The sequence below is a fragment of the Pseudaquabacterium inlustre genome (assembly GCF_038066595.1).
In the GTDB taxonomy this organism is placed as follows: domain Bacteria; phylum Pseudomonadota; class Gammaproteobacteria; order Burkholderiales; family Burkholderiaceae_C; genus Pseudaquabacterium; species Pseudaquabacterium inlustre.
On record NZ_JBBUTH010000010.1, the window covers coordinates 215,072 to 240,804 of the forward strand.

Below are 25,733 nucleotides of genomic sequence, written 5' to 3' on the forward strand. Positions count from 1 at the left end.
CAGCATCAGTCCGACGCAGCGCGCACGAACAGCTCGATCAGCCGCTGCGCCGCCGGTGACAGGAACGCGTTCTCGCGCCAGGTGACCACCAGCCGGCGGCGCATGGTGGCGCCGCGCACCGGCACCTCCTTCAGGCCGCGGATGCGCTGCTCGCCGTCCAGGTGGTGGCGCGAGATGAAGCTGAGCAGGCCGGTCTGCACGATCAGCGCGGGCAGGGCCAGCAGGCTGGTGGTTTCCACCTGCACGCGCGGGCGTGGCAGGTGCTTGCGGTCGAAGGTGTTGTCCAGCCAGTCGCGCGTGGGCGCGCCGGGGGGCTGCAGCGCCCAGGCGTGGGCGCCCAGGTCGCGCAGCGTGACCGCAGGCTGCTGGAACACCGCGTGGTGTTCGCTGGCGGCCACCACGATCATGTCTTCCGCCAGCACCTTGGACACCTGACCCGGCTCGGCCGCCCCGGCCGTGCCCACCACCAGGTCCAGCTCGCCGGCACGCAGGCGCGGGCGCAGCGTGTCGATCAGGCCCACGGCCGTGTGCAGCGTGACGCCCGGCGCCTCCTGCAGCAGCTGGCGCGCCACCGGCGGCAGGATGAACTGCGCCGCCGTGGGCACGATGCCCAGGCGCACATGGCCGGTCAGCCCGGTGCCGATGGCCGCCAGCTCGCGCTTGGCGTCCTCCACGTCGAAGCGCATGCGTTGCGCCCACTTCAGCAGCACGCGGCCGGCATCGGTGAGCCGGATGCCGCGGCCCGCCTTCTCGAACAGCGCCGCGCCGCAGTCGGCCTCCAGCCGGCGGATGCTGCTGGTCAGCGCAGGCTGCGAACGGTGCAGCCGCGTGGCGGCGCGGCCCAGGTGCTGCAACTCGGCGATGGTCTCGAAGTAGCGCAGGTCTCGCAGGTCCATTGCAAAAGCGGCGTGGATGAATGACGAGAAATTATCGAATGGACGCGATGCGATCGGAAGCCAATACTTCCGTTCCACGGTGCCCGCCCACGATGGCGCCGGCCAGAACCTGATGGAGACGTTCCGCATGCACCCCACCCGCCGCACCACGCTGGCCCTGGCCGCGCTGGCCTCACTGACCGCCGCCGCGCCAGGCCAGGCCCTGGCCCAGGCCTGGCCGGCCAAGGCCATCCGCCTGGTGGTGCCGTTCCCCCCGGGCGGCGGCACCGACATCATCGCCCGCGAAACCAGCCAGCGCGTGGCCAAGGCCACCGGCTGGACTTTCGTGATCGACAACAAGCCCGGCGCTGGCGGCAACCTGGGCGTGGACGCCGTGGCCAAGGCGCCCGCCGATGGTTACACCCTCGTGATCGGCCAGACCAGCAACATCGCGATCAACACCACGCTGTACAGCAAGCTGCCGTACGACCCGCAGAAGGACCTGGTGCCGGTGGTGCACCTGGCCGATGCGGCCCTGGTGCTGGCGGCCAGCAGCAACTCGCCGTTCAAGAGCGTGGCCGACCTGGCCGCCGCGGCCAAGACCAAGCCGGGGCAGGTGAACTTTGCGTCGTCGGGCAACGGCACGGTGGCGCACCTCACCACCGAGCTGTGGCAGAAGGCCGCCGGCGTGCGCCTGCAGCATGTGCCGTACAAGGGTGCCAACCAGGCGCTGACGGACGTGATCAGCGGCAACGTCGAGCTGTACATGTCGTCTGTGCCCACGCTGCTGCAGCACATCCGCAACGGCAAGCTGCGCGCGCTGGCCGTGACCTCGGCCAAGCGTGTGGACGACCTGCCCAACGTGCCCACCCTCAACGAGTCGGGCTACAAGGGCTTCGACGCTGTCACCTGGTTCGGCCTGCTGGCCCCGTCCGGCACGCCCAAGGACGTGATCGCCAAGCTCAACGCCGAGTTCAACAAGGCCCTCAAGCAGCCCGAACTGGCCAAGCGCCTGGGTGACGAGGGCGCGGACGCCGTGGGTGGAACCCCCGAGCAGTTTGCCGCGCTGATCAAGGACGACATCCCGCGCTGGGGCAAGGTCGTCAAAGAGTCGGGCGCGAAAGTGGATTGACCCCCCGAAGCGCCTCCGGCGCTCCCCCCTGGGAGGGGGGCGCCGCTGGCGGACCGGCAGAGCCGGATCCGCGGCGGCCGCTGGATTGGACCGCGAACCATCACCACCGTCTTTTCAAGGAGATTCGCATGAGTCAAGCCGCTGCATGGCTGCCCGACGTGATCAAGACCATCGAGCGCGTGGACCCCGCCGTGGTCGAGCAGGCGGGCCAGTTCCCGTCGTCCATCCTCGCCGACGTGGCGGGCCGCCGCGGCGCGCTCAGCGGCCGCATCGCGCCGCTGGCACCCAGCATGCGCGTGGCGGGCAGCGCCATCACCGTGGAAGTGCGCCCCGGTGACAACCTGATGATCCATGTGGCGCTGGCCATTGCCCAGCCCGGCGACGTGATCGTGGTGGACGGCAAGGGCGACCTCAGCAGCGCGCTGATGGGCGAGATCATGAGCCAGCAGGCCAAGGCCCTGGGCATTGCCGGCGTGGTGATCGACGGCGCGGTGCGCGACAGCGAGGCCATCTGCGCGCTGGGCTTCCCGATGTACGCCGCCGGCCTGAACCCCAACGGCCCCACCAAGTCGGTGGCCGGCCGCGTGAACCACCCGATCTCGATCGGCGGCGTGACCGTGAACCCCGGCGACCTGATCGTCGGCGATGCCGACGGCATCACCGTGGTCGAGCGCAGCAAGGCCGCCAGCCTGCTGCCGCTGGCCGTGGAGAAGGTGGCCGCCGAGACCAAGCGCATTGCCGACATCCGCAGCGGCAAGCAGCTGCGCCCGGGATGGCTGGACGGCGCGCTGCGCGCCGCCGGCGTGCTGAAGGACGGAGAGTCGCTGTGAGCAAGCCCGTCTTTCTGGTGACCGGCGCCGACCTGGCCGCCGACGCACTGGCGCTGCTGGGCCGCTACGACGTGGTCTATGCCGGCGCCAAGCCCACGGAGGCCGATCTGGTGGCGCTGTGCCAGCGCCACAACCCGGTGGCCATCATCGTGCGCTACGGCGCCGTGAACGCCGCCGTGATGGACGCCGCGCCCGCGCTGAAGGTGATCTCCAAGCACGGCAGTGGCACCGACACCATCGACAAGACCGCCGCCGCCGCCCGCGGCATCCAGGTGGTGGCTGCGGCCGGCGCCAATGCCGCCGCGGTGGCCGAACATGCCCTGGCCCTGCTTCTGGCCTGCGCCAAGTCGGTGGTGGCACTGAACCAGCGCATGCATGCCGGCCACTGGGACAAGGCCACGCACAAGAGCGTGGAACTGGAAGGCCGCACCGTGGGCCTGGTGGGCCTGGGCGCCATCGGCCTGCGCTTTGCCCGCATGGCCGATGCCATGGGCATGCGCGTGCTGGGCTTCGACCCGTACGCCAAAGACTTGCCAGCCTACGTGCAGCCGGTGGACCTGGCCACGATCTGGCGCGACAGCGATGCCATCAGCCTGCACTGCCCGCTGACCGCCGACAACCGCGGCCTGCTCAGTGCGCAGACGCTGGCCGCCTGCAAGAAGGGCGTGATCATCGTCAACACCGCGCGGGGTGGCCTGATCGACGAGGCTGCGCTGCTGGCAGCCATTCAGAGCGGCCAGGTGGCCAGCGCCGGGCTGGACAGCTTTGCGGTGGAGCCGATGAGCGCACCGCACCCGTTCCATGGCGAGCCGCGCATCACGCTCAGCCCGCACATCGGCGGCGTGACCGCCGACGCCTACGTGAAGATGGGCGTGGGTGCGGCGCGCAATGCGCTGGCCGTGCTGAACGGCTGAGCCCGGAGCCGCGACCATGGCCCAGCGCTGGAAGCACGCGCCCGAGGGCAGCCGCTGGGGCGAGTTCGGCCCCGACGACCAGCGCGGCCGCATGAACCTGGTCACGCCGGCCAAGGTGCTGCAGGGCGTGGCCGAGGTGCGTGAGGGGCTCAGCTTCGTGCTGAGCCTGCCGCTGGATGTGCCGGGTGGCCGCGCCATGAACCCGCGCCGAATCCCGCCGCAGCGCTATGCCGTGATCCGCGACGGCAAGAGCGCCGGTCAGCAAGGGTTCTGCTGGTCGTACCAGGTGGAAGATGCCGACCTGAGCGACGTGGTCAACGACGACGTCGTGCTGTTGGGCCTGCAGTACTCCACCCAGTGGGACAGCCTGGCCCATGTGGGCAGCCGCTTCGATGCCGATGGCGACGGCGTGGCCGAGGCCGTGTTCTACAACGGCTTCCGCGCGGGTGAGGAGATCCGCCCCGGCGTGGAAGACCCCACCGCCGAGGCCCGCGGCGAGCCGCATGCGCGCTACCGCAACCCCGAGGCGGGCGCGCTGGGCATCGAACGCCTGGCCGAGCACGGCGCACAAGGCCGCGGTGTGCTGATCGATCTGGCCCACCACCTCGGCCGCACACGCCAGGCCGTGGGCTACGACACGCTGATGCGCATCCTGGACGCCGACGGCATCACGGTGGAGGAGGGCGACATGGTGTGCATCCACACTGGCTTTGCCGACACCCTGCTGGCCATGAACCGCCAGCCCGACGTGGCGCATCTGCACGCCACCGGATCGGGCCTGGACGGCTGGGACGCCAAGCTGCTGAACTGGATCGTCGACAGCCGCCTGGCCTGCCTGATCGCCGACAACCCGGCGGTGGAACTGGTGGTGCCCAAGCTCACCCAGCCCCGCGCCACCGGTGGATCGCTGCGCCAGCCGCGCCTGCCGCTGCATGAGCACTGCCTGTTCAAGAACGGCATCCACCTGGGCGAGCTGTGGTACCTGACCGCGCTGGCCGCCTGGCTGCGTGCGCATGGCCGCAGCCGCTTCCTGCTCACCGCGCCGCCGCTGCGCCTGCCCGGCGCGGTGGGCTCGCCGGCCACGCCGATTGCCACCGTGTGACACGGCGTGGCCACCGCTTGAAAACGCACAACGACACCGCACTGGAGACCTGCTGATGAACCGCCGCTCCCTGTACCGCGCCGCCGCCATGGCGCTCGCCCTGGCCATCACCGGCACCGCCCACGCTGCCTGGCCCACCGACAAGCCCATCCAGCTCATCGTGCCCTACGCGCCGGGCGGCACGGCCGACGCGCTGGCCCGCCTGGTGGCCGAGAACCTGGGCCCCAAGCTGGGCACCACGGTGATGGTGGTGAACAAGGCCGGTGCCAGCGGCACGCTGGGCGAGGCCGAGGCCGCCCGCGCCGCGGGCGACGGCTACACATTGCTGTACACGGCCACGCCGTATTCGATCAACCCGCACCTGCAGAAGCTGCCCTACGACCCCAAGGACCTGCAGCCCGTCACCCAGGTGGCCGTGGCACCGATGTTCCTGGCCGTGGGCAAGGCCTCGCCGTACAAGACGCTGCCCGATCTGATCAAGGCCGGCAAGCAGGCGCCGGGTCGGCTGAACTTCAGCTCGGGCGGCCAGGGCACGGTGCAGTACATGGGCGCCGAGCTGCTGCTGCAGGCCGTGGGCATGAAGGCCACGCACGTGCCCTACAAGAGCGGCGGCCCGGCGCTGCAGGCCATCATGGCCGGTGAGGTGGATTTCGGCTTCGGCAACGTGTCGGCGCTGGCCGGCCATGCCAAGAGCGGCCTGGTGCGGCCGCTGGCCATCACCTCGGCCGCGCGCAACCCCAACTACGCCGACGTGCCCACCGTGGCCGAGACCGGCGTCAAGGGCTACGAGGTGTACGAGTGGAACGGCATCTTCGCGCCAGCCGCCACGCCGCGCGAGACCGTGCAGCGCCTGAACACCGCGCTGCGCGAGGTGCTGGAATCCACCTCGGTCAAGGCGCGCATCTATGCGCTGGGCGCGCGGGTTGTCGCGTCGCCGTCGGAGGACTTCAAGCAGTTCCTGGCCAAGGAAGAGGCACGCTGGGGCGCCACGGTCAAGGCCGCCGGCATCAAGAAAGAGTGAGGCAGGACGCGCCATGTTCCTGCTTCAATCGCCCCAAGTACGCGACTGCGAAGTCTTCACCCGCCTGCCCGAGCGCTTTCGCCGAACCGGCCAGCGCTCGGACTGGGCCGATGCCAACCGCGGCGGCGCGCCCACCGATTCCTTCCTGGAAGGGCCGGTGTTTGATGCCGCCGGCAACCTCTACGTCACCGACATCCCGTTCGGCCGCATCTTCCGCATCGATGCGAAGGGCGATTGGGAGCAGGTGGCCGAATGGGGCGGCGAGCCCAACGGCGCCAAGTTCCTCAACGAGCGCGAGCTGCTGGTCACCGACTACCGCCACGGCCTGATGGCGGTGGATGTGCAGAGCGGCACCGTGCGGCCCTACCTGACACGCCGCAACAGCGAACGCTTCAAGGGCGTCAACGACCTGATCTTCGACAGCCGCGGCAACCTGTACTTCACCGACCAGGGCCAGACCGGCCTGCACGATCCCACCGGACGGCTCTACCGCTTGCGGCCCAGCGGCCAGCTGGATCTGCTGCTGGGCAACGTGCCCAGCCCCAACGGCGTGGCACTGTCGCCCGACGAGCGCGTGCTGTACCTCGGCGTGACGCGTGGCAACCAGGTGTGGCGTGTGCCGCTGCTGGACGATGGCAGCGTGTCCAAGGTGAGTGCCTTCTTCACCAGCTACGGCCCCAGCGGACCCGACGGCCTGGCGGTGGACGCGGCCGGCCGCGTGATCGTGGCCAACCCTGGCCTGGGCGTGTGCTGGGTGCTGAACCACCGTGCCGAGCCCGACCTGGTGCTGCGCAGCTGCGCCGGCAGCTCATTCACCAACATCGCTTTTGGCGGGCCTGAGCGCAAGACGCTGTACGCCACCGAGTCGGTCACCGGCACGGTGATGCGCGCCACGCTGGCACATGCCGGCCTGCCGCTGCACCGCCCGGCCACCTGAACGACACCGCCACCCAACCCGACGCACACCGCATGACCCTATCTGCCAACCCAAGCATCGTGGCACTGGCCGCGTGTGCCGCCACGCTGGCGATGGCCCTTCAGCCCGCCGGCGCCCAGCCTGGCGGCTACCCGCAGCAGCCGGTGAAGCTGATGGTCGGCTTTGCCGCCGGCGGGCCGTCCGACCTGGTGGCACGCGCCTTTGCCGACCAACTGGGCAAGGCCACGGCGCAGACCGTGATCGTGGAGAACAAGCCCGGCGCCAATGCGGTGCTGGCCACCGAGGCTGTGGCCGCGGCCAAGCCCGATGGCCTGACCCTGCTGGCCGCCGCCACCAACCACACCATGATCCCGGCGCTGTACGGCGGCCGCATCAAGTTCGACGCGGCCAAGTCGTTCACGCCCATCTGCACACTGGCCAGCAGCGCCACGGTGCTGGTGGTGGGGCCCTCGCTGCCGGTCAAGACCGTGGCCCAGTTCCTGGAGCGCGCCAAGGCCAAGCCGGGCAGCCTGACCTTTGCCACGCCGGGGCAGGGCAGCTCGCCGCACCTGGCCACCGAGCAGTTCCGCAAGCTCACCGGCGTGGCCATGGTGCACGTGCCCTACAAGGGCGCGGCGCCGCTGGTGACCGACCTGCTGGGCGGCCAGGTGGATCTGTCCTTCGCCACCCTGGGCTCGGTGCTGCCGCACCTCAAGTCGGGCAAGCTCACCGCGCTGGCGGTGGCCTCGCGTCAGCGCTCGGCCTTGCTGCCCAACGTGCCCACCTTCGACGAAGCCGGCGTCAAGGGCTTCACGGTCGACACCTGGTACGGCCTGCTGGCCCCGGCCGGTACGTCGGCCGACGCCGTGCGCGTGCTGAACCGCGAAGCGCTGGAGTTTGCGCGCTCGCCTGCCGTGCACGAGCGCCTGGCCAGCGCCGGCCTGGAGCCGCAAGGCGTTTGCGGCGAGCCGTTTGCCGCACAGCTGGCGCGTGAGATCGAGGCCAATGCCCGCATCGCGCGGGAGCTGAACCTCAAGGTGGAGTGACGGGCGGTCACTCCACCACCAGGCGCGCCCTGGCTGCCACCATGCGGTAGCGCGCGATTTCCTCGTCGATCAGCGGCCGCAGCGCGGCACTGCCGGCGAAGGCGGGCTCCATCGCCTGCTGGCGCAGCGCCGCCTGCACGGCGGGATCGGACAGGGCGCGCTGGGTGGCGCGTTCCAGCAACTCGCGCGCCGCGGCGGGCAGGCGGCCCGGTGCGGCCAGGCCGTACCAGGCGTCGAAGCTGGCGCCGGGCAGCCTCAGCGTGGCCAGCGTGGGCACGTCGGGCAGGGCGGCGCTGGGGCGGGTGTCCAGCACGTCCAGCGCGCGCAGCGTGCCGGCGCGCACCTGCGGAGCGGCCGAAGCCGCGGTGTCGATCAGGAACTGCAGCTGGCCGCCCAGCAGATCGGTCAGCGCCGGGGCGCTGCCCTTGTACGGCACGTCGAGAAACTGGGCACCGGCCTGCAGCGCCAGCAGGGCCGCCGCCAGCTGCGGCGCCGAGCCGGGGCCGAAGCTGGCATGGGCCAGTGCGCCGGGCTTGGCGCGTGCGGCGGCCAGCAGTTCGGGCAGCGTCTTCCACGGCGCGTCGGCGCGCACCACCAGCACCAGCGGTGCGCGGGCCAGCCGGGCCACGGGCAGCAGGTCGCGTGCGGGGTCGTAGGGCAGTCGCTGGCGCAGCGCGGGGTTGACGGTGAAGGTGGTGGAGCCCGACACCAGCAGCACATGCGCGTCGGCATCGGCCTTGGCCACGCTGTCGGCGCCGATGATGGTGGCGCCGCCGGGCTTGTTCTCCACCGCCACGGGCTGGCCGAGCTGGGTGCCCAGCGCGGTGGCCAGCGCGCGGGCCACGATGTCGGTGCCGCCGCCCGGTGCAAAGGGCACCACCACGCGCACAGGCCGCGTGGGCCAGGCGGCCGCCTTGGCGGACGGGGCGGACGGGGCGGACGGGGCGGGCGGGTTGGCCAGTGCACAGGCCGGTGTCAGCAGCAGGCCGGCCAGCAGGCGGCGGCGGTCAGGGCGCATGGGGGAAGGCTCCGGGGCGAGGGTGGGGGACAAGGGACGGCCGGTGCGCGGCGGCTCAGGGCAGCAGGGGGGCGGGCCAGGGCGCATCGGGCTCGCCCAGGTCCCACCACAGGCCGGCCATGATGCGCAGGCCTTCGCGCGCGATGGGCAGCAGCAGGTGCTCGTCGGGCGCGTGCTGGGCGCATGCCGGGTACGAGTGCGGCACCCACAGCGTCGGCAGACCCAGCACGTCGGCGAACAGGTCGTTGGGCAGGCTGCCGGCCAGGTTGGGCAGCAGCACGGGCGGCTGGCCGCAGCTGGCCTGGATGGACCCCGCAGCCCACCGCACCCAGGCGTGGCCCAGGTCCAGCCGGGTGGCGGCGCAGGACATGCCGCGTTCCACGGTGATGTCGTCGAAGCCGGCCTGCAGCAGGTGCGTGCGCACATGCGCCTCGGCGTGCAGCCAGTCGGTGCCCACCACGAAGCGCAGCTGCAGCTGTGCCACGGCGTCGGCAGGAATGGCGTTGACCGGCCGCTGCGGCTGCCCGGCGCCCAGCGCCAGCACCTCCAGCGTGTTCCACGCGTACAGCCGCTCGGCGGGGCTGAGCCCGGGCTCGCCCCAATCGGCGTCCAGCGTGGGGTCATCGGGGTCGCCGCCCACGGGCACCTCGGCCAGCGCGGCGCGGATCTGTGCGCTGGGTGCGGGCGGGCGCAGGCCGGGCACCTGGATGCGGCCGTGTGCGTCCACCAGCGTGGCCAGCGCCGCCGCCAGGCGCTGCGCCGGATTGGCCAGCACGCCGCCCCAGTTGCCCGAGTGGTAGGCCTGGCCGCGCCGGCTGGCGCGCAGCCGCAGGTTCACCGCGCCGCGTGAGCCCAGGAACAGCGTGGGCCGTTCGGCCTGCACGCGCGGGCCATCGCACGCGATCAGCAGATCGGCACGCAGCAGTCCGTCGCGCTCGCGTTCGCACAGGGCGCGCAGGCCGGGTGAGCCGGCTTCCTCGCCGGTTTCGATCAGCAGGGTGACGTTGTAGCCCAGGCGGCCGCCGCGCGCGGCCAGCGCCGCCGCAAGCGCCAGCAGGCTGATGGTGTGCTGCCCCTTGTTGTCGGCCGTGCCGCGGCCGTACCAGCGCGGGCCCTCACAGCTGAGCTGCCAGGGCGAGCGGCCGGCGCCCCAGCGCGCGTCCTGGCCCGACACCACGTCGCCATGGCCGTAGCTCAGCACGGTGGGCAGGGCGGGGTCTTCCTCGCGGCGGGCGATCAGCATCGGCCCGCCCTGGCCCGACGGGTTGTCGATCAGGCGGCCGCTGAAGCCCATCGCCTGCAGGCCCGGCATCAGTTCATGCTGCAGGTAGGCGGCCAGCTGGGCCGGATCGGCATCAGGACGGTCGCTTTCGGTGCGGCAGGCCACGCGGCGCGCCAGCAGGGCCTGGAAGCGGCCGTCGTCGATGGTGGCGGCAGCATCGTCCAGCAATTGGGTTCGGCTCATGCGCACATGGTGCCCGCGGTCTGGTTTGCGCGCCATCGCTGATGAGTGAACGATACTTTGCGTCAAACGCATACCACGGCAGCATGACAAGCCACTGCCTGCCGGCCTCATCCAACCCTGCACTGTCCATGCGCGCCGATCCCGATGCCCTGCTGCTCAGCATGCCCATGCGCTACTTCGCGGCCGTGGCCGATGCCGGCTCGGTGAGCCGGGCGGCGCAACGCCTGCACGTGGCCGGGTCGGCCGTGAGCCGGCAGATCACCGCGCTGGAAGACAGCCTGGGCGTGCGCCTGTTCCAGCGCGCGCAGCGCGGCATGCGCCTCACCGAGGCCGGGGACCGCCTGGCCGCGCACCTGCGCGTGCTGTGCACGGACGCCGCCCACACCCTGGGCGCCGTGCGCGGCCTGCACGATGAGGCCGAGCGCAGCGTGCGCATCGCTTGCACCGAGGGCTTTGCCGCAGGGTTGCTGCCACAGGCGCTGGCCGAGTTCCGCGCGCGGCAGCCGCAGGCCCGGCTGGAGATCCATGTGTGCCCACCGGATGAGGTGCTGCCGCGCCTGCAGCGGCGCGAGGCCGACCTGGGCCTGCTCTATGCCACCCGCCGCATGAAGGACGCCCACACCTGGCTGGACCGGCCCGTGCCCGCCGTTGCCCTGATGCGCGCCGGCCATCCGCTGGCTGGCCGCAAGACCCTGCGCGTGGCCGAGGCGGCAGGCTGGCCGGTGCTGCTGGGGGCGGCTGGCACCACGGCGCGCGCGATGTTCGAGACCGCCTGCGCGGCGCGCGGCGTGCAGGCCGAGGTGGTGGTGTCGTCCAATGCCCTGGCACCGATGCTGCCGCTGCTGGGCCAGCGTGAGCTGCTGATCGCCAGCCAGGCCACCGCGGCACCGCTCACGGCCGATGGCCAGCTGGTGGCCGTGCCGCTGGCCGCCACCGACATGCCGATGCGCCGGCTGCAGCTGTTGTCCTTGCGCGGGCGTGCGCTGGGCGCCCTGGCCGAAGACTGCGTGGCCCGCCTGGCCGAGGGGCTGCAGCGCGGGCTGGCGGCGGGGCTGCCGGCACGGCGGGGCAGGACTTCGGCGAGTGAAGGATCCCGTTGACGCTCGTGCCGGCTGTGGCCGGCATGTCTCGCGGTGCTGTCGCCGAGGTCCACGGGCGGGCTCGTCGCTGACCAAAGCATCGAGGCGGCGCGTTGGTGTAGCGCCATGAAAGTGGCATCAGCCGCGCTTCGTAACCCAAGCCATCGCCCAGTGCGCTGGCCCGTCTTCCGCCACCAGGGTCAGCGGCTCCATCAGATCGATGAGCACCAGGCATTGCTGTGGTGAAAGCCGAGCCTATTGCGCGCTGTCGGCCACGGCCACCATGCGGCCGTCCAGCACCAGCACGGCCGCCAGCGGTGCTGCGGACAAGCGGCAGCCCATGCCCAGGCGGCTGTACAAGTGGCCATCAAATCTCTGGCGATCGAACATCAGGTTCCACAGGCAGGCCGGCCCGCGTCCCAGGCGTGCAACCACCGCGGTCTCGCCCTCGAATGTGTGCACGTCGCCTGTGTGGTGGAAGGCCATCGCGCCGTGCGGAGACTCCAGCATCAGACCCTCACCCTGCAGCAGGGTGGCGAGGCTGGCGTCGACTGCGCCACCTCGATGGCCAGCGTCGCTCGGTTGGCCTCGTCGATCACCTCGGCATCCTTGTCCTGCGGCAATGCCAGCACCTTGCAATACGCCGCCCGCGGCAAGCCTGTGGCGCTGCAGGCTCGACTGATCGACAGTTGGTGCTGGGTCACCATGACCTCCACCACCTGCCGCTTCACGGACGGCGTCAGAGTTGCTTTGCAAGTACGTCCTTGATGGCCACGTTCTCCAACGCCAGGGCCGCGTACATGCGCTTCAGCCGGGCGTTCTCAGCCTCAAGCTCCCGCATGCGCGTCAGGTCCGAGACCGTCGCGCCCTGGTTGCCGGCGCAGCATCCTCCGGCCGGCGCGCCTCGTGGGCGCGCCGGGGATCGTCCGTCCCGCCGGGGCGGACGACGGGTGCGCGATCAGGCGCCGATCGCGTCGAGTGCGGCGTTGAACGTCGCGCTCGGGCGCATCACGGCCGAGGTCTTGGCCATGTCGGGCTTGTAGTAGCCGCCGATGTCCACGGCCGCGCCCTGCACGCTGTTGAGTTCCTCGACGATCTTGGCCTCGTTCTCGGTCAGGGTCTTGGCCAGCGGCGCGAACTTGGCGGCCAGCTCGGCGTCCTCGCTCTGCGCGGCCAGTTCCTGGGCCCAGTACATCGACAGGTAGAACTGGCTGCCGCGGTTGTCCAGCTGGCCGGTCTTCGGGCTCGGGCCCTTGGCGTTGTCCAGCAGCTTGCCGGTGGCGGCGTCCAGCGTCTTGGCCAGCAGCTTGGCGCGGGCGTTGGCGTTCTTCAGGCCGAGGTCTTCCAGGCTGACGGCCAGGGCCAGGAACTCACCCAGGCTGTCCCAGCGCAGGTGGTTCTCCTCGACCAGCTGCTGCACGTGCTTCGGGGCCGAGCCGCCGGCGCCCGTCTCGTACATGCCGCCACCGGCCATCAGCGGCACGATCGACAGCATCTTGGCCGAGGTGCCCAGCTCCATGATCGGGAACAGGTCGGTCAGGTAGTCGCGCAGGATGTTGCCGGTGGCGCTGATGGTGTCCAGGCCGCGGACCACGCGCTCCAGCGTGTAACGCATCGCGCGCACCTGGCTCATGATCTGGATGTCCAGGCCATTGGTGTCATGCTCGTGCAGGTACATCTTGACCTTGCGGATCAGCTGCGCCTCGTGCGGGCGGTAGCTGTCCAGCCAGAAGACGACCGGCATGCCGGAGTTGCGCGCGCGGTTGACGGCCAGCTTGACCCAGTCGCGGATCGCGGCGTCCTTGACCTGGCACATGCGCCAGATGTCGCCTTCCTCGACGTTCTGGCTCAGCAGCACCTCACCGGTCTCGATGTCGGTGATGTTGGCGATGCCGGCCTCAGCGATCTCGAAGGTCTTGTCGTGCGAGCCGTATTCCTCGGCCTGCTGCGCCATCAGACCGACGTTCGGCACCGTGCCCATGGTCTTCGGGTCGAAGTTGCCATGCCACTTGCAGAAGTTGATCATCTCCTGGTAAATGCGGGCAAAGGTCGATTCCGGCATCACGGCCTTGGCGTCCTTCAGGCGGCCGTCGGCGCCGTACATCTTGCCGCCGGCGCGGATCATCGCCGGCATCGAGGCGTCGACGATCACGTCGTTGGGCGAGTGGAAGTTGGTGATGCCCTTGGCCGAGTCCACCATCGCCAGTTCCGGGCGGTGCTCGTGGCAGGCGTGCAGGTCGCGCTTGATCTCGTCGCGCTGCGAGGCCGGCAGCTTCTCGATCTTGGTGTACAGATCGACCATGCCGTTGTTGACGTTGACGCCCAGGTCCTTGAAGGTCTGCGCGTGCTTGGCGAAGGCGTCCTTGTAGAAGATCTTGACGCAGTGGCCGAAGACGATGGGGTGCGAGACCTTCATCATCGTCGCCTTGACGTGCAGCGAGAACATCACGCCCGTCTTGCGCGCGTCCTCGATCTCCTTCTCGTAGAACTCGACCAGAGCCTTCTTGCTCATGAACATCGAGTCGATGACCTCGCGGTCCAGCAGCGACACCTTCTCCTTCAGGACGATGGTCTTGCCGGAGGTGGTGATCAGCTCCATGCGGACGTTGCGCGCCTTGTCCAGCGTCATCGACTTCTCGCCATGGTAGAAGTCGCCGTGGTGCATGTGCGAGACGTGCGTGCGCGACGCCTGGCTCCACTCGCCCATGCTGTGCGGGTGCTTGCGGGCGTATTCCTTGACGGCCTTGGGCGCGCGGCGGTCCGAGTTGCCCTCGCGCAGCACCGGGTTCACGGCCGAGCCGGTGCACTTCGAGTAGCGCGCCTTGATCGCCTTCTCCTCGTCGGTGGCCGGGTTCTCCGGGTAGTCGGGGATCGCGTAGCCCTTGGCCTGCAGTTCCTTGATCGCGGCCTTCAGCTGGGCGATCGAGGCGCTGATGTTGGGCAGCTTGATGATGTTGGCCTCGGGGCGCAGCGTCAGCTTGCCGAGATCGGTCAGGTAGTCGGGAACGCGCTGTTCCTCGGTCAGGTACTCGGGGAAGGTGGCCAGGATGCGGCCGGCCACCGAGATGTCGGCGGTGGTGACCTCGATGCCGGCCGGCGCCGCGAAGCTGCGGATGATCGGCAGGAAGGAGGCGGTCGCCAGGAACGGCGCCTCGTCGGTCAGCGTGTAGACGATGGTCGGCTGCTTGGTGCTCATTCAACTCTCTCCAGGAGGGGCGGCTGGCAGGGGGTCGCCAGGCCAGCGCCGGTAAGCGATCGGGGGGAAGCGGGTGTTCCTGCCTGAAATTGTCTCTCGCAGTGCGGAAACTGTCTGCGCCATGCGCACTGTGCGAGCGAAAAATGTGGTGTCCCGGCGTCGGCCGCAGCGTGCCATGAAGTCGGGCCGTCCCACGCAAGTGACTGTCGTTTAAGGGAAAACACCGGCCGTAAGGGCGTGTGGAGGCGTTGACTAGGTGTTTACCCTAGTCTTCTATCAGATAGCAGTCATAAGTTGCAGTGCTGCAGTCATCGTTGGCAGGACTGCCGCGGCCGGCCGGCCGCGCAACGTCAGACGCTCCCGGCGTCCATCCGCCGCGCGGCCCGGTGCAGCAGCGCTCGCAGCCAGACCAGACCGGGATCCTGGGTGCGGTAGCCGTGCCACTGCAGGTTCTGCGTCATCGGCGGGATGTCGAGCGGCAGCGGCCGCAGCTCGACCGCGCAGGCGGCCGCCAGCCGCCGCGCCAGCCGACGGTGGGCGGTGGCGATCAGCTCGGTACCCGGCACCAGCGCCGGCAGCGCGACGAAGCCGAAGCTGGTGGCCGCGATCCGGCGCGTGATGCCCAGGCTGTCCGTCCCTGCCAAGTCTGGCTGCCGCCCCGGGCGCGCACACCGCAACGGTGCGCGTCCAGCCTGCGTGATTTCGCCAGCGCGCTCGCGGCAACGCTGTCAGCGACAGGGCCCGAAGGCCGGTGGGCCAGCCGCTGCCGTACAGCGCGGCGGCGTGGGGATCGACTCGGGAAGAACATTCGGTCTGTTTCAGAGCGGCCATAGCGACATGCAGGCCAAGCTCGCTTCACTCATATATTGACATAATGTGTATAGTAGCGGATACATGGTCACTGCACGGTGGCCGTTGTCTGGCCGCGCGTCCGCGGTTGAAGCTCGCCATCGTTCAGGGTGTCAAACAATCCGACAGCTGCTCACGCCCCTGGGCCGGCCAGTGCCCGTTTATGCGGCATCGCAAGCAAAGGCCCCGCCTGACAAGGACTTGCGGCGGCCGTGCCAAGGCAGGCCACAGACTTGTCCACAGAAGCTGGGGATCGAGCAGGCGGCGCGTGGGCTGGTCCGGAGGCGTTTTGGCCTCGGCGCAGCGTCATGCTGCCGCCGACCCGCGGGGGGCGCGTCGCGGTGCGCGCTACAGGTCCTGCAGCGCGGCCTCGATGTGGGCGTTGAACAGCGTGGCATCGCCCAGCGCCTGGGCGTTCAGCAGTGCCAGCTTGACGAGGAACAGGGGTGCCTTGGCGTCGCCGGCGGTGTCGATGGCCTGGGCCAGGCGGTCGTAGACGGCCTCGAGGCCGCCGATGTCCAGAGGGGTGGTCGCGGAGGTCATGGCGGGTTCTGGTTCAGCGGGGCAAGGCGGTGGCGAAAGCGGCGCGCAGCCGTGTGGCGTCGAGTGTGAGCCAGCGGCCGCACACATGCTGGTCTGGCCGCAGCAGGTAGGCCGCCCCGGTGCTGCCCACGCCATAGCGGGCGCGCAGGTGGCCGTCGGGGTCGGTTAGGCAGGTGTCGGCGCCGGCCACGGCCGCGGCACCGATGGCGGTGACGCGCACGGCCACGCCGCTGGCCTTCACGGTGTCGATCTCGGCTTGCAGCGCCGGGGGCAGCGCGTCGGCGGTGCTGAAGTACAGCAGGTCGAAGCCGCCGCCCAGGTGGTCGAGCAGGTAGTCGTTCGGGCCCAGGCGGACATTGCGCGGTGGTGCGCCGCGGGCCGGGCCGGCAGTGAACAGCGCGTCGTCGTCACCGGTGGCGTTGAGCTGCGAGTGCGTGTACTCGTGCGGCCGCGAGGTGCGCCAGTGGTAGAGCGGGCGCACGAACGCGTGCTGCAGCGACAGCGACAGCACGGCGTCGCGCAGCAACTGGAAGCCGCGGGTGGGCGGCGTCATGAAGCGCGTGCTCTTGCCGGCCTCGTCGATGATCTCGCGTGCCGCGCCCACGCGCTCGGCGCTGTAGTTGGCCAGCAGCCGCTCGCCGGCCAGGCCCTTGACCACATGGGCCAGGTGCCAGCCCAGCGACTGCGAATCCTGGAATGCGGTGTTGGCGCCGCGCACGCCGAAGATCGGCAGCAGGTGGGCCGCGTCGCCGGTGAAAAGCACGCGGCCGCTGCGGTAGTCGGGCAGGGTCAGTGTGCGTGCCGAGTACACCGAGGCCCAGTCCATCTCCCACGGTGCGCCGGCGTGGCCCACCATGGCCAGCGAGGCGTCGATGCGGGCCTTCAGCGATTCGGGCTGCAGCGCCTGCTCGGGCGTCTCGCCCGCCGGCAACTGGTAGTCCACGCGCCAGATGCCGTGCGGCTCGCGGTGCATCAGCACGGTGTTGCCGGGGTTCCAGTCGGGGTCGAAGAAGGCCAGCCGCTCGGTGGGCAGCGGCAGGTCGACACGGATGTCGGCGATGACGAAGAAGCCCTCGTAGGACGCGCCCTCGAGCTTCAGGTCGAGCATCGTGCGCAACGGCGAGCGCCCGCCGTCGGCGGCCACCACCCAGTCGGTGGGCAGGGTGTACTCGCCGCCGGGCGTGTCGATGCGCAGCTCGGCATGGCTGGCCTGCTGGGTGATGCCCACCAGCCGGTTGCCCCATCGCAGCTCGATCAGCGGTTGCGCCGCGCAGGCGTCGACCAGGTATTCCTCCAGGTACTGCTGCTGCACGTTCAGCATCGGGAAGAAGCGGTCGTCGGGATCGTGCGGCGCCTCCATGCGGAACACGCGCTGGCCGCGGTAGAACGAGTTGCCGAAGCGCCAGGGCAGGCCGGCCGCCGTCATGCGGTCGGCCACCCCCACCTGCTGCAGGATTTCCATCGATCGGCGCGTGAACACGATCGCCCGGCTGCCCAGCGAGACCTGCAACTCGCTCTCCAGCACGATGGAGGGCACGCCGTGGCGCGCCAGCTCCAGCGCCGCCACCAGACCCGCCGGCCCCGAGCCGACGATCACCACCTGGGCCCGCGGCTGGACCGCCGCGCCCTGCGGTAGCCAGGGCTGGTGCACCTGGTAGCGGTAGTAGATCGAGTGGCGCGGCACGTCGGTGGGGCGATGCATGCGGAGGGCCTTGGGGCGATGTTGGTTGCGTACGCAACCAGTCTGCCTGTCTTGGCTGCCGGTGGCGATTCGGGCATTTACTTAGTTGCGTGCGCAACCAGATGCGCCTGGCAAGACCGGGATGCGCCTGGCGCTGCGCCCACCTGGCCCGAGGGGGTCTTGATCCGTTTCAGCGTGCCGCGCTGCGCTGGTGTGGGAAGGCGCTGTTGCCTTGGCCCTTACCGAAGCCCAACCCACCATGCCCCGCCCCTGCCTGACCCGCCGCGCCGCCCTGTTGCTGGGGGCGCTGACCCTGGCGCATGCCGCCGCCTTTGCCAAGGATGCCCCGGTCGTCGTGCCGGTGGATGCCGACTTCAAGCCCGCGGAGGTGGCGGCCAAGGCCTTCGAGATTCCGGATGCCAAGGCCTTGAAGGGGCTGCGGCGGGCGGCCGTGACGGTGTTTGTGGTGGAGTTCGTCACTGCCGATGCCGTGCATGCCCAGACCTCGGGCTTCGGCGCTGCGGGGCGGGCCAACTCGTCGCTGTACTACCGCCTGCTGGGCGTCGGCCAGCCCGAGTTCCAGGCGATCACCGACCGACTGCATGCCGACTTTGTGCAACGGCTGGCTGCCAGTGGGGTGGAGGTGGTGCCCACCGAGCAGCTGCGCGCAGCGCCGCAGTATCGAAAGATGGCCGAGGGTGGCGGCAAGCTGCCGTCGATCAGCGACGACCGCATGCTGCTCGGTGCAGCTGGCCTGGGCCTGTTCGGCGTGGCGCGCATGACACCCCAGGCCAAGGGCCCCAAGACGCTGATGGGCGCGCTGAGCAGCATCGGCGAGGGCTATGCCGCCGTGGCCGATACCGTGTCGATGCACGAGCTGGCCACGACGCTGGAGGCCAGCCTGCTGGAGGTGCGGGTGCGGGTCAACTTCGTCGAACTGACCAACCACAACAAGGGCTTCTGGGGGCGCATGTCGAACACGGCCTCCACCTCGGGCAAGGTGGGGCCGGCGATCGAAGGCGTGGTCGTGGGTGTGCAGACGGGCCCGCAGCGCGCCACGTTGACGATGAACCAGACCCTGGCACTGGAACCGTCGGCCTTTGCCGATGTGCGCGAGAAGGCCACCACGGCCGGTGATGTGGCCGGCGCCGTGCTGGTGGGCCTGATCAAGCTGGCCTCCAAGAGCAACGACACGCACAGCAGCAAGGAGATGGAGGCCGTGGCCGACCCCACCCGCTACACCCAGGTGGTGGGCGGCGGGCTGGCCAGCCTGGCCGACGTGATCGTGGCCCGGCTGGTGGCAGAGCGCTGATCGGCCGGGGCCCGCGGCGCGTGCCGGGGGCGCCGGCCGGCATCGCCTGCGCGACTGCGCGGCCGCCCTGCCCCGGCCTACGATGGGTGCCCCGTCCACCCATCGCCTGCCCCGCCATGCCCCAGCTCGCCGACCCGTTGACCCTGGCCCACGGTGCACCTCTGGCCAACCGGCTGATGCTGGCGCCGCTGACCAACTTTCAGAGCCACGACGACGGCACGCTGGGCGACGACGAGCTGCACTGGCTGACGATGCGCGCCCGCGGCGGCTACGGCCTGACCATGACCTGCGCGGCCTACGTCAGCGATGGCGGCAAGGGCTTCCCCGGCCAGCTGGGCATCTCGAAGGACGCGCACCTGCCCGGCCTGACCCGCCTGGTCAGCGCGCTGCGCGAAGCCGGTGGCCTGTCCTCAGTGCAGATCCAGCACTCGGGCCGGCGCGCCAGCGCCAGGTTCACCGGCCAGACCCCGGTGGCCCCGTGGGACGACGCAGAAACCGGCGCCCGCGCCCTCAGCACTGCCGAGGTGGAACAGCTGGTGCAGGACTTCATCAACGCCGCCGTGCGCGCCGAGCAGGCTGGCTTCGACGGCGCCGAACTGCACGGCGCCCACGGCTACCTGCTGGCGCAGTTTCTGGATGCCGAGCACAACCAGCGCAGCGACCGCTACGGCGGCTCGCCCGAGAACCGCAGCCGCATCCTCGATGAGATCATCGCCGGCGTGCGCCAGCGCACCGGCCCGGCCTTTCAGCTGGGCTTGCGCCTGTCGCCCGAGCGCTTCGGCATCCAGATGCCCGAGGCCCTGAGCCTGGCCCAGCGCATGCTGGCCAGCGGCCAGCTGGACTACCTGGACATGTCTTTGTGGGACGCCTTCAAGACCCCGCAAGACCCGGCCTATGCCGCCAAGCCGCTCATCGACTGGTTCACCGCCCTGCCCCGCGGCACCACCCGCCTGGGCGTGGCCGGCAAGATCATGGGCACCGCCACCGCCCAGGCCTGCCTGGACCACGGCGCCGACTTCGTGCTGATCGGCCGCGGCGCCATCCTGCACCACGACTTCCCGAAGCGCGCGCTGCGCGATCCGTCATTCGTGTCCGTCAAGCGGCCGGTGACGCGCGCCTACCTGGCCGACCAGGGCGTGGGGCCGGCGTTTGTGCAGTACCTGGCAACGGAGTGGAAGGACTTCGTCGCCGATTGAACGGGCCGGGCACGCCAGCCGCCGCGCGCCGGGTCTGCCGAGCCTGTGGCGCCCTGGCCTGCCGCCTCAGCCGGCGGAGGTGCGGCACGACTGGATGTGGCGGGCCAGCGCCTTGTCCACAGCGGCCACAGGCCAGGTCTGCACCTGGCACAGCAAGGCGTGGTCGATTGCACCCGGCCCGGCGTGGCCCAGTCGTTCGGCCAGCGCCTGCTGCAGGCGCAGCAGCAGGTGGGCGGTGACGGTGGCATCGGCCAGGGCCCGGTGCGCGCGCCCCGCATCGGGCAGCCGGTGCCAGGCGGCCAGCGTGCCCAGCCGGTGGTTGGGCGCCTGCGGGAACAACCGGCGTGACAGGCGCACGGTGCAGGCGAAGGACGCGTCCACGGCGCTGGTGGCCGTCGCATCGCCCTCGCACGCCAGCAGCGCCTCGGCGCGCCAGAACGCACGGTCGAAGGCCGCGTTGTGCGCCACCAGCGGGCAGCCGGCGGTGAAGGCCAGCACCTCGCGCATCACCTGCGCGGCCGGCGGTGCGTCGGCCAGCATCGCGTTGCTGATGCCGGTCAGCTGCTCGATGAAGGGCGGCACCCAGACGCCGGTGTGTATCAGGCTCTGGTACTGGCCCACGATGCGGCCGTCATCGACCAGCACGGCCGCGATCTCGGTGGCGCGCGCGCCCTGGCCTGGCGAACTGCCGGTGGTCTCGAAGTCGATGACGGCGATGGGCATGGCGCGGATCGGGCGGCACGCGTGGCGTGGCCAGGGCTTGTGCGGGTGGGGCTGGCGATTATCCGGGGGGGGCCTGATGGCGGCCGAAGATCGCAACAAATGGTGAACGGCGGGGATGAAGGCACCGCGCCAGGCCGTAGACGGGCTGTCCAACGAGACGAGGAGACACGGACATGCGCAACAACCCCCTGCGGCGCCCCAGCACGCTGCGCACCGCCTGCCAACTGGCTCTGTGCATCGGCGCCCTGCCGAGCGCGCAGGCGCAGGTCTTCGGCAGCCTGGCCAATTTCGACGCGGTGAACAACACCGGCCACGAGGCCCATGGCTTCGAGATCCGGATCGAGGACCCCAGCTACACGCGCGCCAGCCTGTACAGCGTCTTCGGCCTGGACCGCAATTTCGGCGTGCCGCCCACCTCGGTGGAGCGCTATGGCGCGCCGCTGATCACGGAGCTGCCAGGCATCGGCGTGACCATCCGCTACCAGGCCAGCTTCGCCAACGGGGCCTGGAGCGTGGGCACGCCCACCGGCCCCTATCCGCTGGCCGGCGACAGTTGCTGGCCGCTGGGCAACCCGCAGTACGCCAGCGGCACGCTCACCTGCGACCATTTCGGCGTGGCCACCTACGGCAGCCCGGCCAAGACCACCTACAGCTGGCTGATCGACCCCGGCAACACCGGCACGCTGACCGCCGTGACCGCGGCCTTGCCGGCGGTGAACTTCGCCTACCAGCCGCCGGCGCCTGGCCCGGTGCCGGTGGCGCGGCCCGTGGTGGCCGAGATCGAGGCCCACCGCGAGAACGGCGAGGTGTTCGGCACGCCCTATTGGGTGAAGGTGTACAGCAAGCACCTGGACCACGACGTGAAGCTCGACGACCTGATGCACAAGAACCCCGACGTGCCGGGCGACGCCGAAGTCGAGGTGGAGTGGGAACTGTTCCAGGCCGGCGGTGACAACGGGCTGAAGCAGCACGGGGTGGACCTGGCGGCGGCCGACCAGGCCCTGGTGCTGCGCTACGAGTTCTACCAGTACCTGGGCGAGCGCGACGCGCTCGGCGAGGCCCTGTGCAGCGGCAAGGGTGGCGGCGGTGGCGGCAAGCGCGGGGGCGTTGGCGCAGGTGTTGGCGGGGGTGGTAACGGCCCCGACGCCTGCGGCGGCCTGGGCGACTACGTGGGCGCGCAGATCGCGGGCTTCAATGCCGTGCAGGCCCCGCTGGCGGCCGTACCCGAGCCGGCCAGCGCTGGCCTCCTGGCTGCCGGCCTGGGGCTGCTGTGTGTGCGCTTGTCGCGCCGCCGTCTGTGACCGGCGCAGCACGCCGCATGACGGGCAAGACCCGCCCCGCTTGCCGCTGAACGCCCGCCGCTTGTCGTGCTCGCACTCGCCGCAGCGCAGCCTCAGGAAGCCATGGGCCAGGATGCCGCCCTGGAGGAAGGCGTCGCAGTGTGGTTGATCAGCCTGGCAGTGCACCGCGGGTGCTGGCCTCGCAGCGGGCGTTGAAGCTGGCCGAATGCGGCTGCGCCTAGCGGTACGCTGCGGACTGTTCCGGCCGATGGCGTTCGTCGTGCAGCGCGGCGCCATCCGGCGCTCGCTGCCTCGCACTGGGCCGCCGGCCATTGGCGGGCCCGATGGGCTCCCACAGGGGTGAACCCTCACGGTCTCAAGCCGAGTCATCGCCCCGTCGTGGCCGCGGCCTGATCCGACGGCAGGTCGTCCTTCCTGCTGCGGCTGCTACCGGGCCGCGTTGAGCGTCCGCTCCGGGCCGATGCCTCGATGCGGCCCCCGCCGTGTGAAGCGCGTCTGAAGCCGGCTTGAAGCGCCTGTGACCGGCCGGCGCTTCACCAGGCCGTGGCGCCTGCATCGATGGCGAAGTCGGCCGCCGTCACCCAGCTGGCTTCGTCGGAGGCCAGGTACACCGCGGCCCAGGCGATGTCTTCGGGCTGGCCCAGGCGCTTGACCATGAACTTGCCCAGCACCTGCTGCTCGAAGCCGGGGATGTTGTCCAGCGGGTCGCGTGTGGCGGCGGTCACCACGAGGGCCGGGCTGATGGTGTTGACGCGGATGCCGTGCGGCCCGCCCTCCATCGCCAGCTGGCGGCTCATGGCCAGCACCGCGCCCTTGCCGGCGCAATGCGCCAGCGCCGGCGACAGCGGCAGTGCCATGCGCGCATTGGCGCTGGCAAAGTTGATCACTGCGCCGCCGCCGCGCGCCTTCAGGTGCGGCCAGGCGGCCTGGCAGGCCAGGAACACGATGTCCACCTCGCCGGTGAGTGTGCGCCGCCACTGCGTCTCGTAGTCCATCTGCTCCAGCCACTCGAAGGCGCCGAAGGCGGCGGCATTCACGACGATGTCAATGCCGCCGAAGCGCAGCGCCGCCTGCTGCATCAGCGTGGCGGCGGCGGCGGTCTGCGTCAGGTCCAGCGGGTGCAGGCTGTGCACGGCCAGGCCCTCGGCGGCGCAGGCATCCACCGTGGCCTGGGCGGCGGCGGCGTTGATGTCGCAGCCCAGCACCTGGGCTCCCTGCATCGCAAACAGCCGGGCGATGCCCTGGCCGATGCCGGCGCCGATACCGGTGACCACCGCCACCTTGCCGGCCAGGCGTTCACCGCGTTGGGCCGGCCGTGCCGGCTTGAGCACGGCTTGAGTCGAATCAGTCATGAGGGGTCAGAACTTCCATCCAACGTTGACGCCCACGGTGCGCGGGTCGGTGATCTGGGCGCGGCCGAAGGGCAGCACCTGCGTGGTCTGGGCCTTGTTCTCCAGGTTCTTGACCCACAGGCCGGCGGACCAGCGCTCGTCCAGCGGCGCGTAGTTCAGGCGCAGGTCGGTCTTGTGGAATTGGCCCTGCTGTCCGTTGAGGTTGCCGCCGGGCATGCTGTCGTTCAGCGAGACGGTGTATCCGTCCGAGAAGCGCGTGCTCCAGCCGGCGCGCAGCAGGCCGCCCATCAGCTCCCAGGTCTGCTCGGCACCCAGCGTCAGGCTCCAGCGCGGCGTGCCCACCACGCGGGCGCCGTTCATGTTCTGCAGTGCGGCCAGCGCAAAGTTGCCGTAGTGCGCATCGGTGTAGGTGACGGCCGCGCGCAACTCAGTGTCGGGCAGCGCGCGCCAGCGCGATTCGAGCTCGAAGCCGCGGATGCGGCCGGCGCCGGCATTCACCACGTACTGCATGAACGAGGCCGTGCTGTCACCGGGCACCGGCGAGGGCGCTGCCGAGTCCGCGTACATCACCTGGTAGTTCTTGTACTGGTAGGCGTAGAACTCGCCGTTGACCTGCAGCCGGTTGTTCAGGAACCGGCTCTTCATGCCCAGCTCAATGGCGTTGAGGTGCTCGGGCTCATAGGGCTGCGGCGGCATCGCGATGCCGAATCCGCCGGCCTTGTAGCCGCTGGCCCATTGCGCATAGGCCATGGATTGCGGCGCCACGTCCCATTCCAGCCCCAGCTTGCCGGTGGCGGCGCTGTAGGTGTTGCTCACCTGCTGGATGCCGCTGTCGTAGGCCGTGCCGGTCCACACCGAGGTGCTGTGCACGCCGTAGTGGTAGGTCTTCTCGTCGCGTGTGTAGCGCAGGCCGGCGGTGCCGCGCAGGCCGGGCATCAACGGGGCCGTGAGCTGGCCGAAGAGCGCTCGCGACGTGGCCGGTACGCGCGTGTCATAGCTCTCCCAGGTGGGCGGCGGGAAGGAGGGCGGCACGCCGGTCTGCACATTGCTGGCCTCGAAGGCATAGACGCCCAGCACCCATTGCCAGGGCGAGCGGGCCGGCGAGGTCAGGCGGATCTCCAGCGTCTTCTGCGTCTCTTCCCAGGTGGTCTCGGGCAGCGGCAGCGTGGTGCCCGGTACGGCGATGCCGGCCACCAGGTCGGTCTGCGTCATGCGGTGGCTTTTGACATAGGCCGGCTGCACGGTCAGCAGGCCGAAGCCCAGGTTCACGTCGGCCTGCAGCGCGTAGGTGGTGAAGCGCGTGCGCTGCACATCGGCCGGGTGCAGGTCGTCCACCTGCCAGGGGTTGGCGTAGTCGGTCTTCCAGTTGAAGAACGGCGGGCCGCCGGCAAAGGCGCGCGGCACCGTGGTGGCACCGGCACCGCTGCTGTCGAAGCTGTCCACCGTGGCCAGCAGCGAAACATCGGCATTGGGCTTGTACTGCAGCTTGATGCGGCCGGCGCTCAGGTCTGACGCGCGGCCGCCGTTGCTGAAGTAGCCATCGCGCGTCTCGCGCATGGCCGCCACGCGCAGCGCCCATTGCTCGCCCAGCGGCACGTTCAGCGCGCCATCGGCATGGCGCAGGTTGTAGTTGCCGAGCTGGAGGTTGACCGCGCCGCCCAGCCGCGGGCCGGGGTTGTGGGTGAGTACGTTGACGCTGCCGCCGGTGGCGTTGCGGCCGTACAGCGTGCCCTGCGGGCCGCGCAGCACTTCCACACGCGCCACGTCGTACATGCTGGAGAACACGCGTTCGGCGCGGCCGCTGTACACGCCGTCCAGGTTCAGGCCGATGGCCGGATCCACCCAGTTGCTGTCGCCCTGCGAGCCCACGCCGCGCACGAACACCTGGCCGCCCTGCGGCGTGGCCATCACGGTGACAGCGGGCGTGTCGCTGAGCGCGGCTTCCAGCGTGGTCTGGCCCTTGTCGCGCATCTCTTCGCCGCTGACGGTGGCCAGCGAAATCGCCGTCTTCTGGACATTGGTGGCGCGGCGCTCGGCCGTCACCACCACTTCCTGCAGCGCCTTGCCTTCGGTGGCTTGGGCCTGGGCGGCTTGTGCACACAGGCCCATCACCGCCAGCGCCAGCGCCGTCCTGCGTGCACGAGGCGCGCCTTGCATGGTGTTCATCATGAAGTCTCCTTGT

General features: G+C 70.6%; 23 protein-coding genes. 11 read left to right on the forward strand and 12 right to left on the reverse strand.

From position 1 onward, the window contains the following. Window positions 1–5 precede the first annotated feature (5 nt). Window positions 6–896, reverse strand: a complete 891-nt coding sequence (locus tag AACH10_RS21335) for a LysR family transcriptional regulator (protein ID WP_341412533.1) — start codon at window positions 894–896, stop codon at window positions 6–8. A 127-nt stretch (window positions 897–1,023) separates the two neighbouring features. Between AACH10_RS21335 and AACH10_RS21340 the strand changes: the two genes are divergently transcribed. From AACH10_RS21340 to AACH10_RS21370, 7 genes are all read left to right on the forward strand, one after another. After that, window positions 1,024–2,007, forward strand: a complete 984-nt coding sequence (locus tag AACH10_RS21340) for a Bug family tripartite tricarboxylate transporter substrate binding protein (RefSeq protein WP_341412848.1) — start codon at window positions 1,024–1,026, stop codon at window positions 2,005–2,007. 128 nt (window positions 2,008–2,135) lie between these two features. Then, entirely contained in the window at window positions 2,136–2,837 is a 702-nt protein-coding gene (locus AACH10_RS21345; protein WP_341412534.1) for an RraA family protein, read from the forward strand. Then, window positions 2,834–3,751, forward strand: coding sequence for an NAD(P)-dependent oxidoreductase (locus tag AACH10_RS21350; protein ID WP_341412535.1), 918 nt, complete (start codon window positions 2,834–2,836; stop codon window positions 3,749–3,751). The genes AACH10_RS21345 and AACH10_RS21350 overlap by 4 nt, the downstream gene beginning before the upstream one ends. Window positions 3,752–3,767: 16 nt before the next feature. Continuing rightward, a complete protein-coding gene (locus AACH10_RS21355) occupies window positions 3,768–4,853 on the forward strand; it encodes a cyclase family protein (protein WP_341412536.1) in 1,086 nt (361 codons plus the stop codon). Between the two features lie 55 nt (window positions 4,854–4,908). Then, window positions 4,909–5,874 carry a Bug family tripartite tricarboxylate transporter substrate binding protein gene (locus AACH10_RS21360; RefSeq protein WP_341412537.1) on the forward strand — a complete coding sequence of 322 codons (966 nt, stop codon included), beginning with the start codon at window positions 4,909–4,911 and terminating at the stop codon, window positions 5,872–5,874. Between the two features lie 13 nt (window positions 5,875–5,887). Beyond that, a complete protein-coding gene (locus AACH10_RS21365; RefSeq protein WP_341412538.1) occupies window positions 5,888–6,811 on the forward strand; it encodes an SMP-30/gluconolactonase/LRE family protein in 924 nt (307 codons plus the stop codon). Between the two features lie 32 nt (window positions 6,812–6,843). After that, on the forward strand, window positions 6,844–7,836 hold the full coding sequence (locus AACH10_RS21370) for a Bug family tripartite tricarboxylate transporter substrate binding protein (RefSeq protein WP_341412539.1): 993 nt from the start codon (window positions 6,844–6,846) through the stop codon (window positions 7,834–7,836). 7 nt (window positions 7,837–7,843) lie between these two features. On the opposite strand, the gene AACH10_RS21375 is transcribed toward AACH10_RS21370, so the two are convergent. Together AACH10_RS21375 and AACH10_RS21380 are read right to left on the reverse strand one after the other, a co-directional pair. After that, window positions 7,844–8,854 carry a tripartite tricarboxylate transporter substrate binding protein gene (locus AACH10_RS21375; protein ID WP_341412540.1) on the reverse strand — a complete coding sequence of 337 codons (1,011 nt, stop codon included), beginning with the start codon at window positions 8,852–8,854 and terminating at the stop codon, window positions 7,844–7,846. Window positions 8,855–8,909: 55 nt separating this feature from the next. Then, window positions 8,910–10,319 (reverse strand): M20 family metallopeptidase, encoded by a 1,410-nt coding sequence (locus AACH10_RS21380; RefSeq protein WP_341412541.1) that lies wholly within the window; start codon window positions 10,317–10,319, stop codon window positions 8,910–8,912. A 128-nt stretch (window positions 10,320–10,447) separates the two neighbouring features. Here AACH10_RS21380 and AACH10_RS21385 point away from each other — a divergent pair, with 128 nt between their 5' ends. After that, complete coding sequence (locus AACH10_RS21385; protein ID WP_341412542.1) at window positions 10,448–11,419, forward strand: LysR family transcriptional regulator; 972 nt, start codon at window positions 10,448–10,450, stop codon at window positions 11,417–11,419. A 234-nt stretch (window positions 11,420–11,653) separates the two neighbouring features. Here the strand turns inward: AACH10_RS21385 and AACH10_RS21390 are convergent, their stop codons facing one another. The 6 genes from AACH10_RS21390 to AACH10_RS21415 all read right to left on the reverse strand — a co-directional run bounded on the left by AACH10_RS21390 (window position 11,654) and on the right by AACH10_RS21415 (window position 17,688). Beyond that, on the reverse strand, window positions 11,654–11,908 hold the full coding sequence (locus AACH10_RS21390; RefSeq protein WP_341412543.1) for a HutD family protein: 255 nt from the start codon (window positions 11,906–11,908) through the stop codon (window positions 11,654–11,656). Beyond that, window positions 11,908–12,129: a hypothetical protein gene (locus AACH10_RS21395; protein WP_341412544.1), complete on the reverse strand. Its 222-nt coding sequence runs from the start codon at window positions 12,127–12,129 to the stop codon at window positions 11,908–11,910. Before AACH10_RS21395 ends, AACH10_RS21390 begins: the two co-directional genes overlap by 1 nt. Window positions 12,130–12,356: 227 nt before the next feature. Then, a complete protein-coding gene (locus AACH10_RS21400) occupies window positions 12,357–14,594 on the reverse strand; it encodes an NADP-dependent isocitrate dehydrogenase (protein WP_341412546.1) in 2,238 nt (745 codons plus the stop codon). A 350-nt stretch (window positions 14,595–14,944) separates the two neighbouring features. Beyond that, the gene (locus AACH10_RS21405; protein ID WP_341412547.1) at window positions 14,945–15,238 is read right to left on the reverse strand and encodes a type 2 periplasmic-binding domain-containing protein; all 294 of its coding nucleotides are present in this window, start codon (window positions 15,236–15,238) and stop codon (window positions 14,945–14,947) included. Window positions 15,239–15,791: 553 nt separating this feature from the next. Further along, a complete protein-coding gene (locus AACH10_RS21410; RefSeq protein WP_341412549.1) occupies window positions 15,792–15,986 on the reverse strand; it encodes a DUF2783 domain-containing protein in 195 nt (64 codons plus the stop codon). A gap of 13 nt (window positions 15,987–15,999) precedes the next feature. After that, complete coding sequence (locus tag AACH10_RS21415) at window positions 16,000–17,688, reverse strand: FAD-dependent monooxygenase (RefSeq protein WP_341412550.1); 1,689 nt, start codon at window positions 17,686–17,688, stop codon at window positions 16,000–16,002. A 238-nt stretch (window positions 17,689–17,926) separates the two neighbouring features. Between AACH10_RS21415 and AACH10_RS21420 the strand changes: the two genes are divergently transcribed. Beyond that, window positions 17,927–18,979, forward strand: coding sequence for a hypothetical protein (locus AACH10_RS21420; protein WP_341412551.1), 1,053 nt, complete (start codon window positions 17,927–17,929; stop codon window positions 18,977–18,979). 116 nt (window positions 18,980–19,095) lie between these two features. Next, window positions 19,096–20,175, forward strand: coding sequence for an NADH:flavin oxidoreductase (locus tag AACH10_RS21425; RefSeq protein WP_341412553.1), 1,080 nt, complete (start codon window positions 19,096–19,098; stop codon window positions 20,173–20,175). 66 nt (window positions 20,176–20,241) lie between these two features. Here the strand turns inward: AACH10_RS21425 and AACH10_RS21430 are convergent, their stop codons facing one another. Beyond that, window positions 20,242–20,898 (reverse strand): 3'-5' exonuclease, encoded by a 657-nt coding sequence (locus AACH10_RS21430; protein WP_341412554.1) that lies wholly within the window; start codon window positions 20,896–20,898, stop codon window positions 20,242–20,244. 173 nt (window positions 20,899–21,071) lie between these two features. Between AACH10_RS21430 and AACH10_RS21435 the strand changes: the two genes are divergently transcribed. After that, complete coding sequence (locus tag AACH10_RS21435) at window positions 21,072–22,199, forward strand: PEP-CTERM sorting domain-containing protein (protein WP_341412555.1); 1,128 nt, start codon at window positions 21,072–21,074, stop codon at window positions 22,197–22,199. A 533-nt stretch (window positions 22,200–22,732) separates the two neighbouring features. Here the strand turns inward: AACH10_RS21435 and AACH10_RS21440 are convergent. Together AACH10_RS21440 and AACH10_RS21445 are read right to left on the reverse strand one after the other, a co-directional pair. Then, window positions 22,733–23,551, reverse strand: a complete 819-nt coding sequence (locus AACH10_RS21440) for an SDR family NAD(P)-dependent oxidoreductase (protein ID WP_341412556.1) — start codon at window positions 23,549–23,551, stop codon at window positions 22,733–22,735. Window positions 23,552–23,557: 6 nt separating this feature from the next. Continuing rightward, the gene (locus AACH10_RS21445; RefSeq protein ID WP_341412557.1) at window positions 23,558–25,717 is read right to left on the reverse strand and encodes a TonB-dependent receptor; all 2,160 of its coding nucleotides are present in this window, start codon (window positions 25,715–25,717) and stop codon (window positions 23,558–23,560) included. Window positions 25,718–25,733: the final 16 nt, after the last annotated feature.

Bases quoted from the DNA above. Each gene is read 5' to 3' on its own strand.
- AACH10_RS21445 (WP_341412557.1), bottom strand. From the start codon at position 25,717: ATGAACACCATGCAAGGCGCGCCTCGTGCACGCAGGACGGCGCTGGCG.
- AACH10_RS21440 (WP_341412556.1), bottom strand. From the start codon at position 23,551: ATGACTGATTCGACTCAAGCCGTGCTCAAGCCGGCACGGCCGGCCCAA.
- AACH10_RS21365 (WP_341412538.1), top strand. From the start codon at position 5,888: ATGTTCCTGCTTCAATCGCCCCAAGTACGCGACTGCGAAGTCTTCACC.
- AACH10_RS21335 (WP_341412533.1), bottom strand. From the start codon at position 896: ATGGACCTGCGAGACCTGCGCTACTTCGAGACCATCGCCGAGTTGCAG.
- AACH10_RS21400 (WP_341412546.1), bottom strand. From the start codon at position 14,594: ATGAGCACCAAGCAGCCGACCATCGTCTACACGCTGACCGACGAGGCG.
- AACH10_RS21425 (WP_341412553.1), top strand. From the start codon at position 19,096: ATGCCCCAGCTCGCCGACCCGTTGACCCTGGCCCACGGTGCACCTCTG.
- AACH10_RS21370 (WP_341412539.1), top strand. From the start codon at position 6,844: ATGACCCTATCTGCCAACCCAAGCATCGTGGCACTGGCCGCGTGTGCC.
- AACH10_RS21410 (WP_341412549.1), bottom strand. From the start codon at position 15,986: ATGACCTCCGCGACCACCCCTCTGGACATCGGCGGCCTCGAGGCCGTC.
- AACH10_RS21430 (WP_341412554.1), bottom strand. From the start codon at position 20,898: ATGCCCATCGCCGTCATCGACTTCGAGACCACCGGCAGTTCGCCAGGC.
- AACH10_RS21375 (WP_341412540.1), bottom strand. From the start codon at position 8,854: ATGCGCCCTGACCGCCGCCGCCTGCTGGCCGGCCTGCTGCTGACACCG.
- AACH10_RS21340 (WP_341412848.1), top strand. From the start codon at position 1,024: ATGCACCCCACCCGCCGCACCACGCTGGCCCTGGCCGCGCTGGCCTCA.
- AACH10_RS21435 (WP_341412555.1), top strand. From the start codon at position 21,072: ATGCGCAACAACCCCCTGCGGCGCCCCAGCACGCTGCGCACCGCCTGC.
- AACH10_RS21360 (WP_341412537.1), top strand. From the start codon at position 4,909: ATGAACCGCCGCTCCCTGTACCGCGCCGCCGCCATGGCGCTCGCCCTG.
- AACH10_RS21420 (WP_341412551.1), top strand. From the start codon at position 17,927: ATGCCCCGCCCCTGCCTGACCCGCCGCGCCGCCCTGTTGCTGGGGGCG.
- AACH10_RS21355 (WP_341412536.1), top strand. From the start codon at position 3,768: ATGGCCCAGCGCTGGAAGCACGCGCCCGAGGGCAGCCGCTGGGGCGAG.
- AACH10_RS21415 (WP_341412550.1), bottom strand. From the start codon at position 17,688: ATGCATCGCCCCACCGACGTGCCGCGCCACTCGATCTACTACCGCTAC.
- AACH10_RS21380 (WP_341412541.1), bottom strand. From the start codon at position 10,319: ATGAGCCGAACCCAATTGCTGGACGATGCTGCCGCCACCATCGACGAC.
- AACH10_RS21345 (WP_341412534.1), top strand. From the start codon at position 2,136: ATGAGTCAAGCCGCTGCATGGCTGCCCGACGTGATCAAGACCATCGAG.
- AACH10_RS21390 (WP_341412543.1), bottom strand. From the start codon at position 11,908: ATGCTGGAGTCTCCGCACGGCGCGATGGCCTTCCACCACACAGGCGAC.
- AACH10_RS21385 (WP_341412542.1), top strand. From the start codon at position 10,448: ATGCGCGCCGATCCCGATGCCCTGCTGCTCAGCATGCCCATGCGCTAC.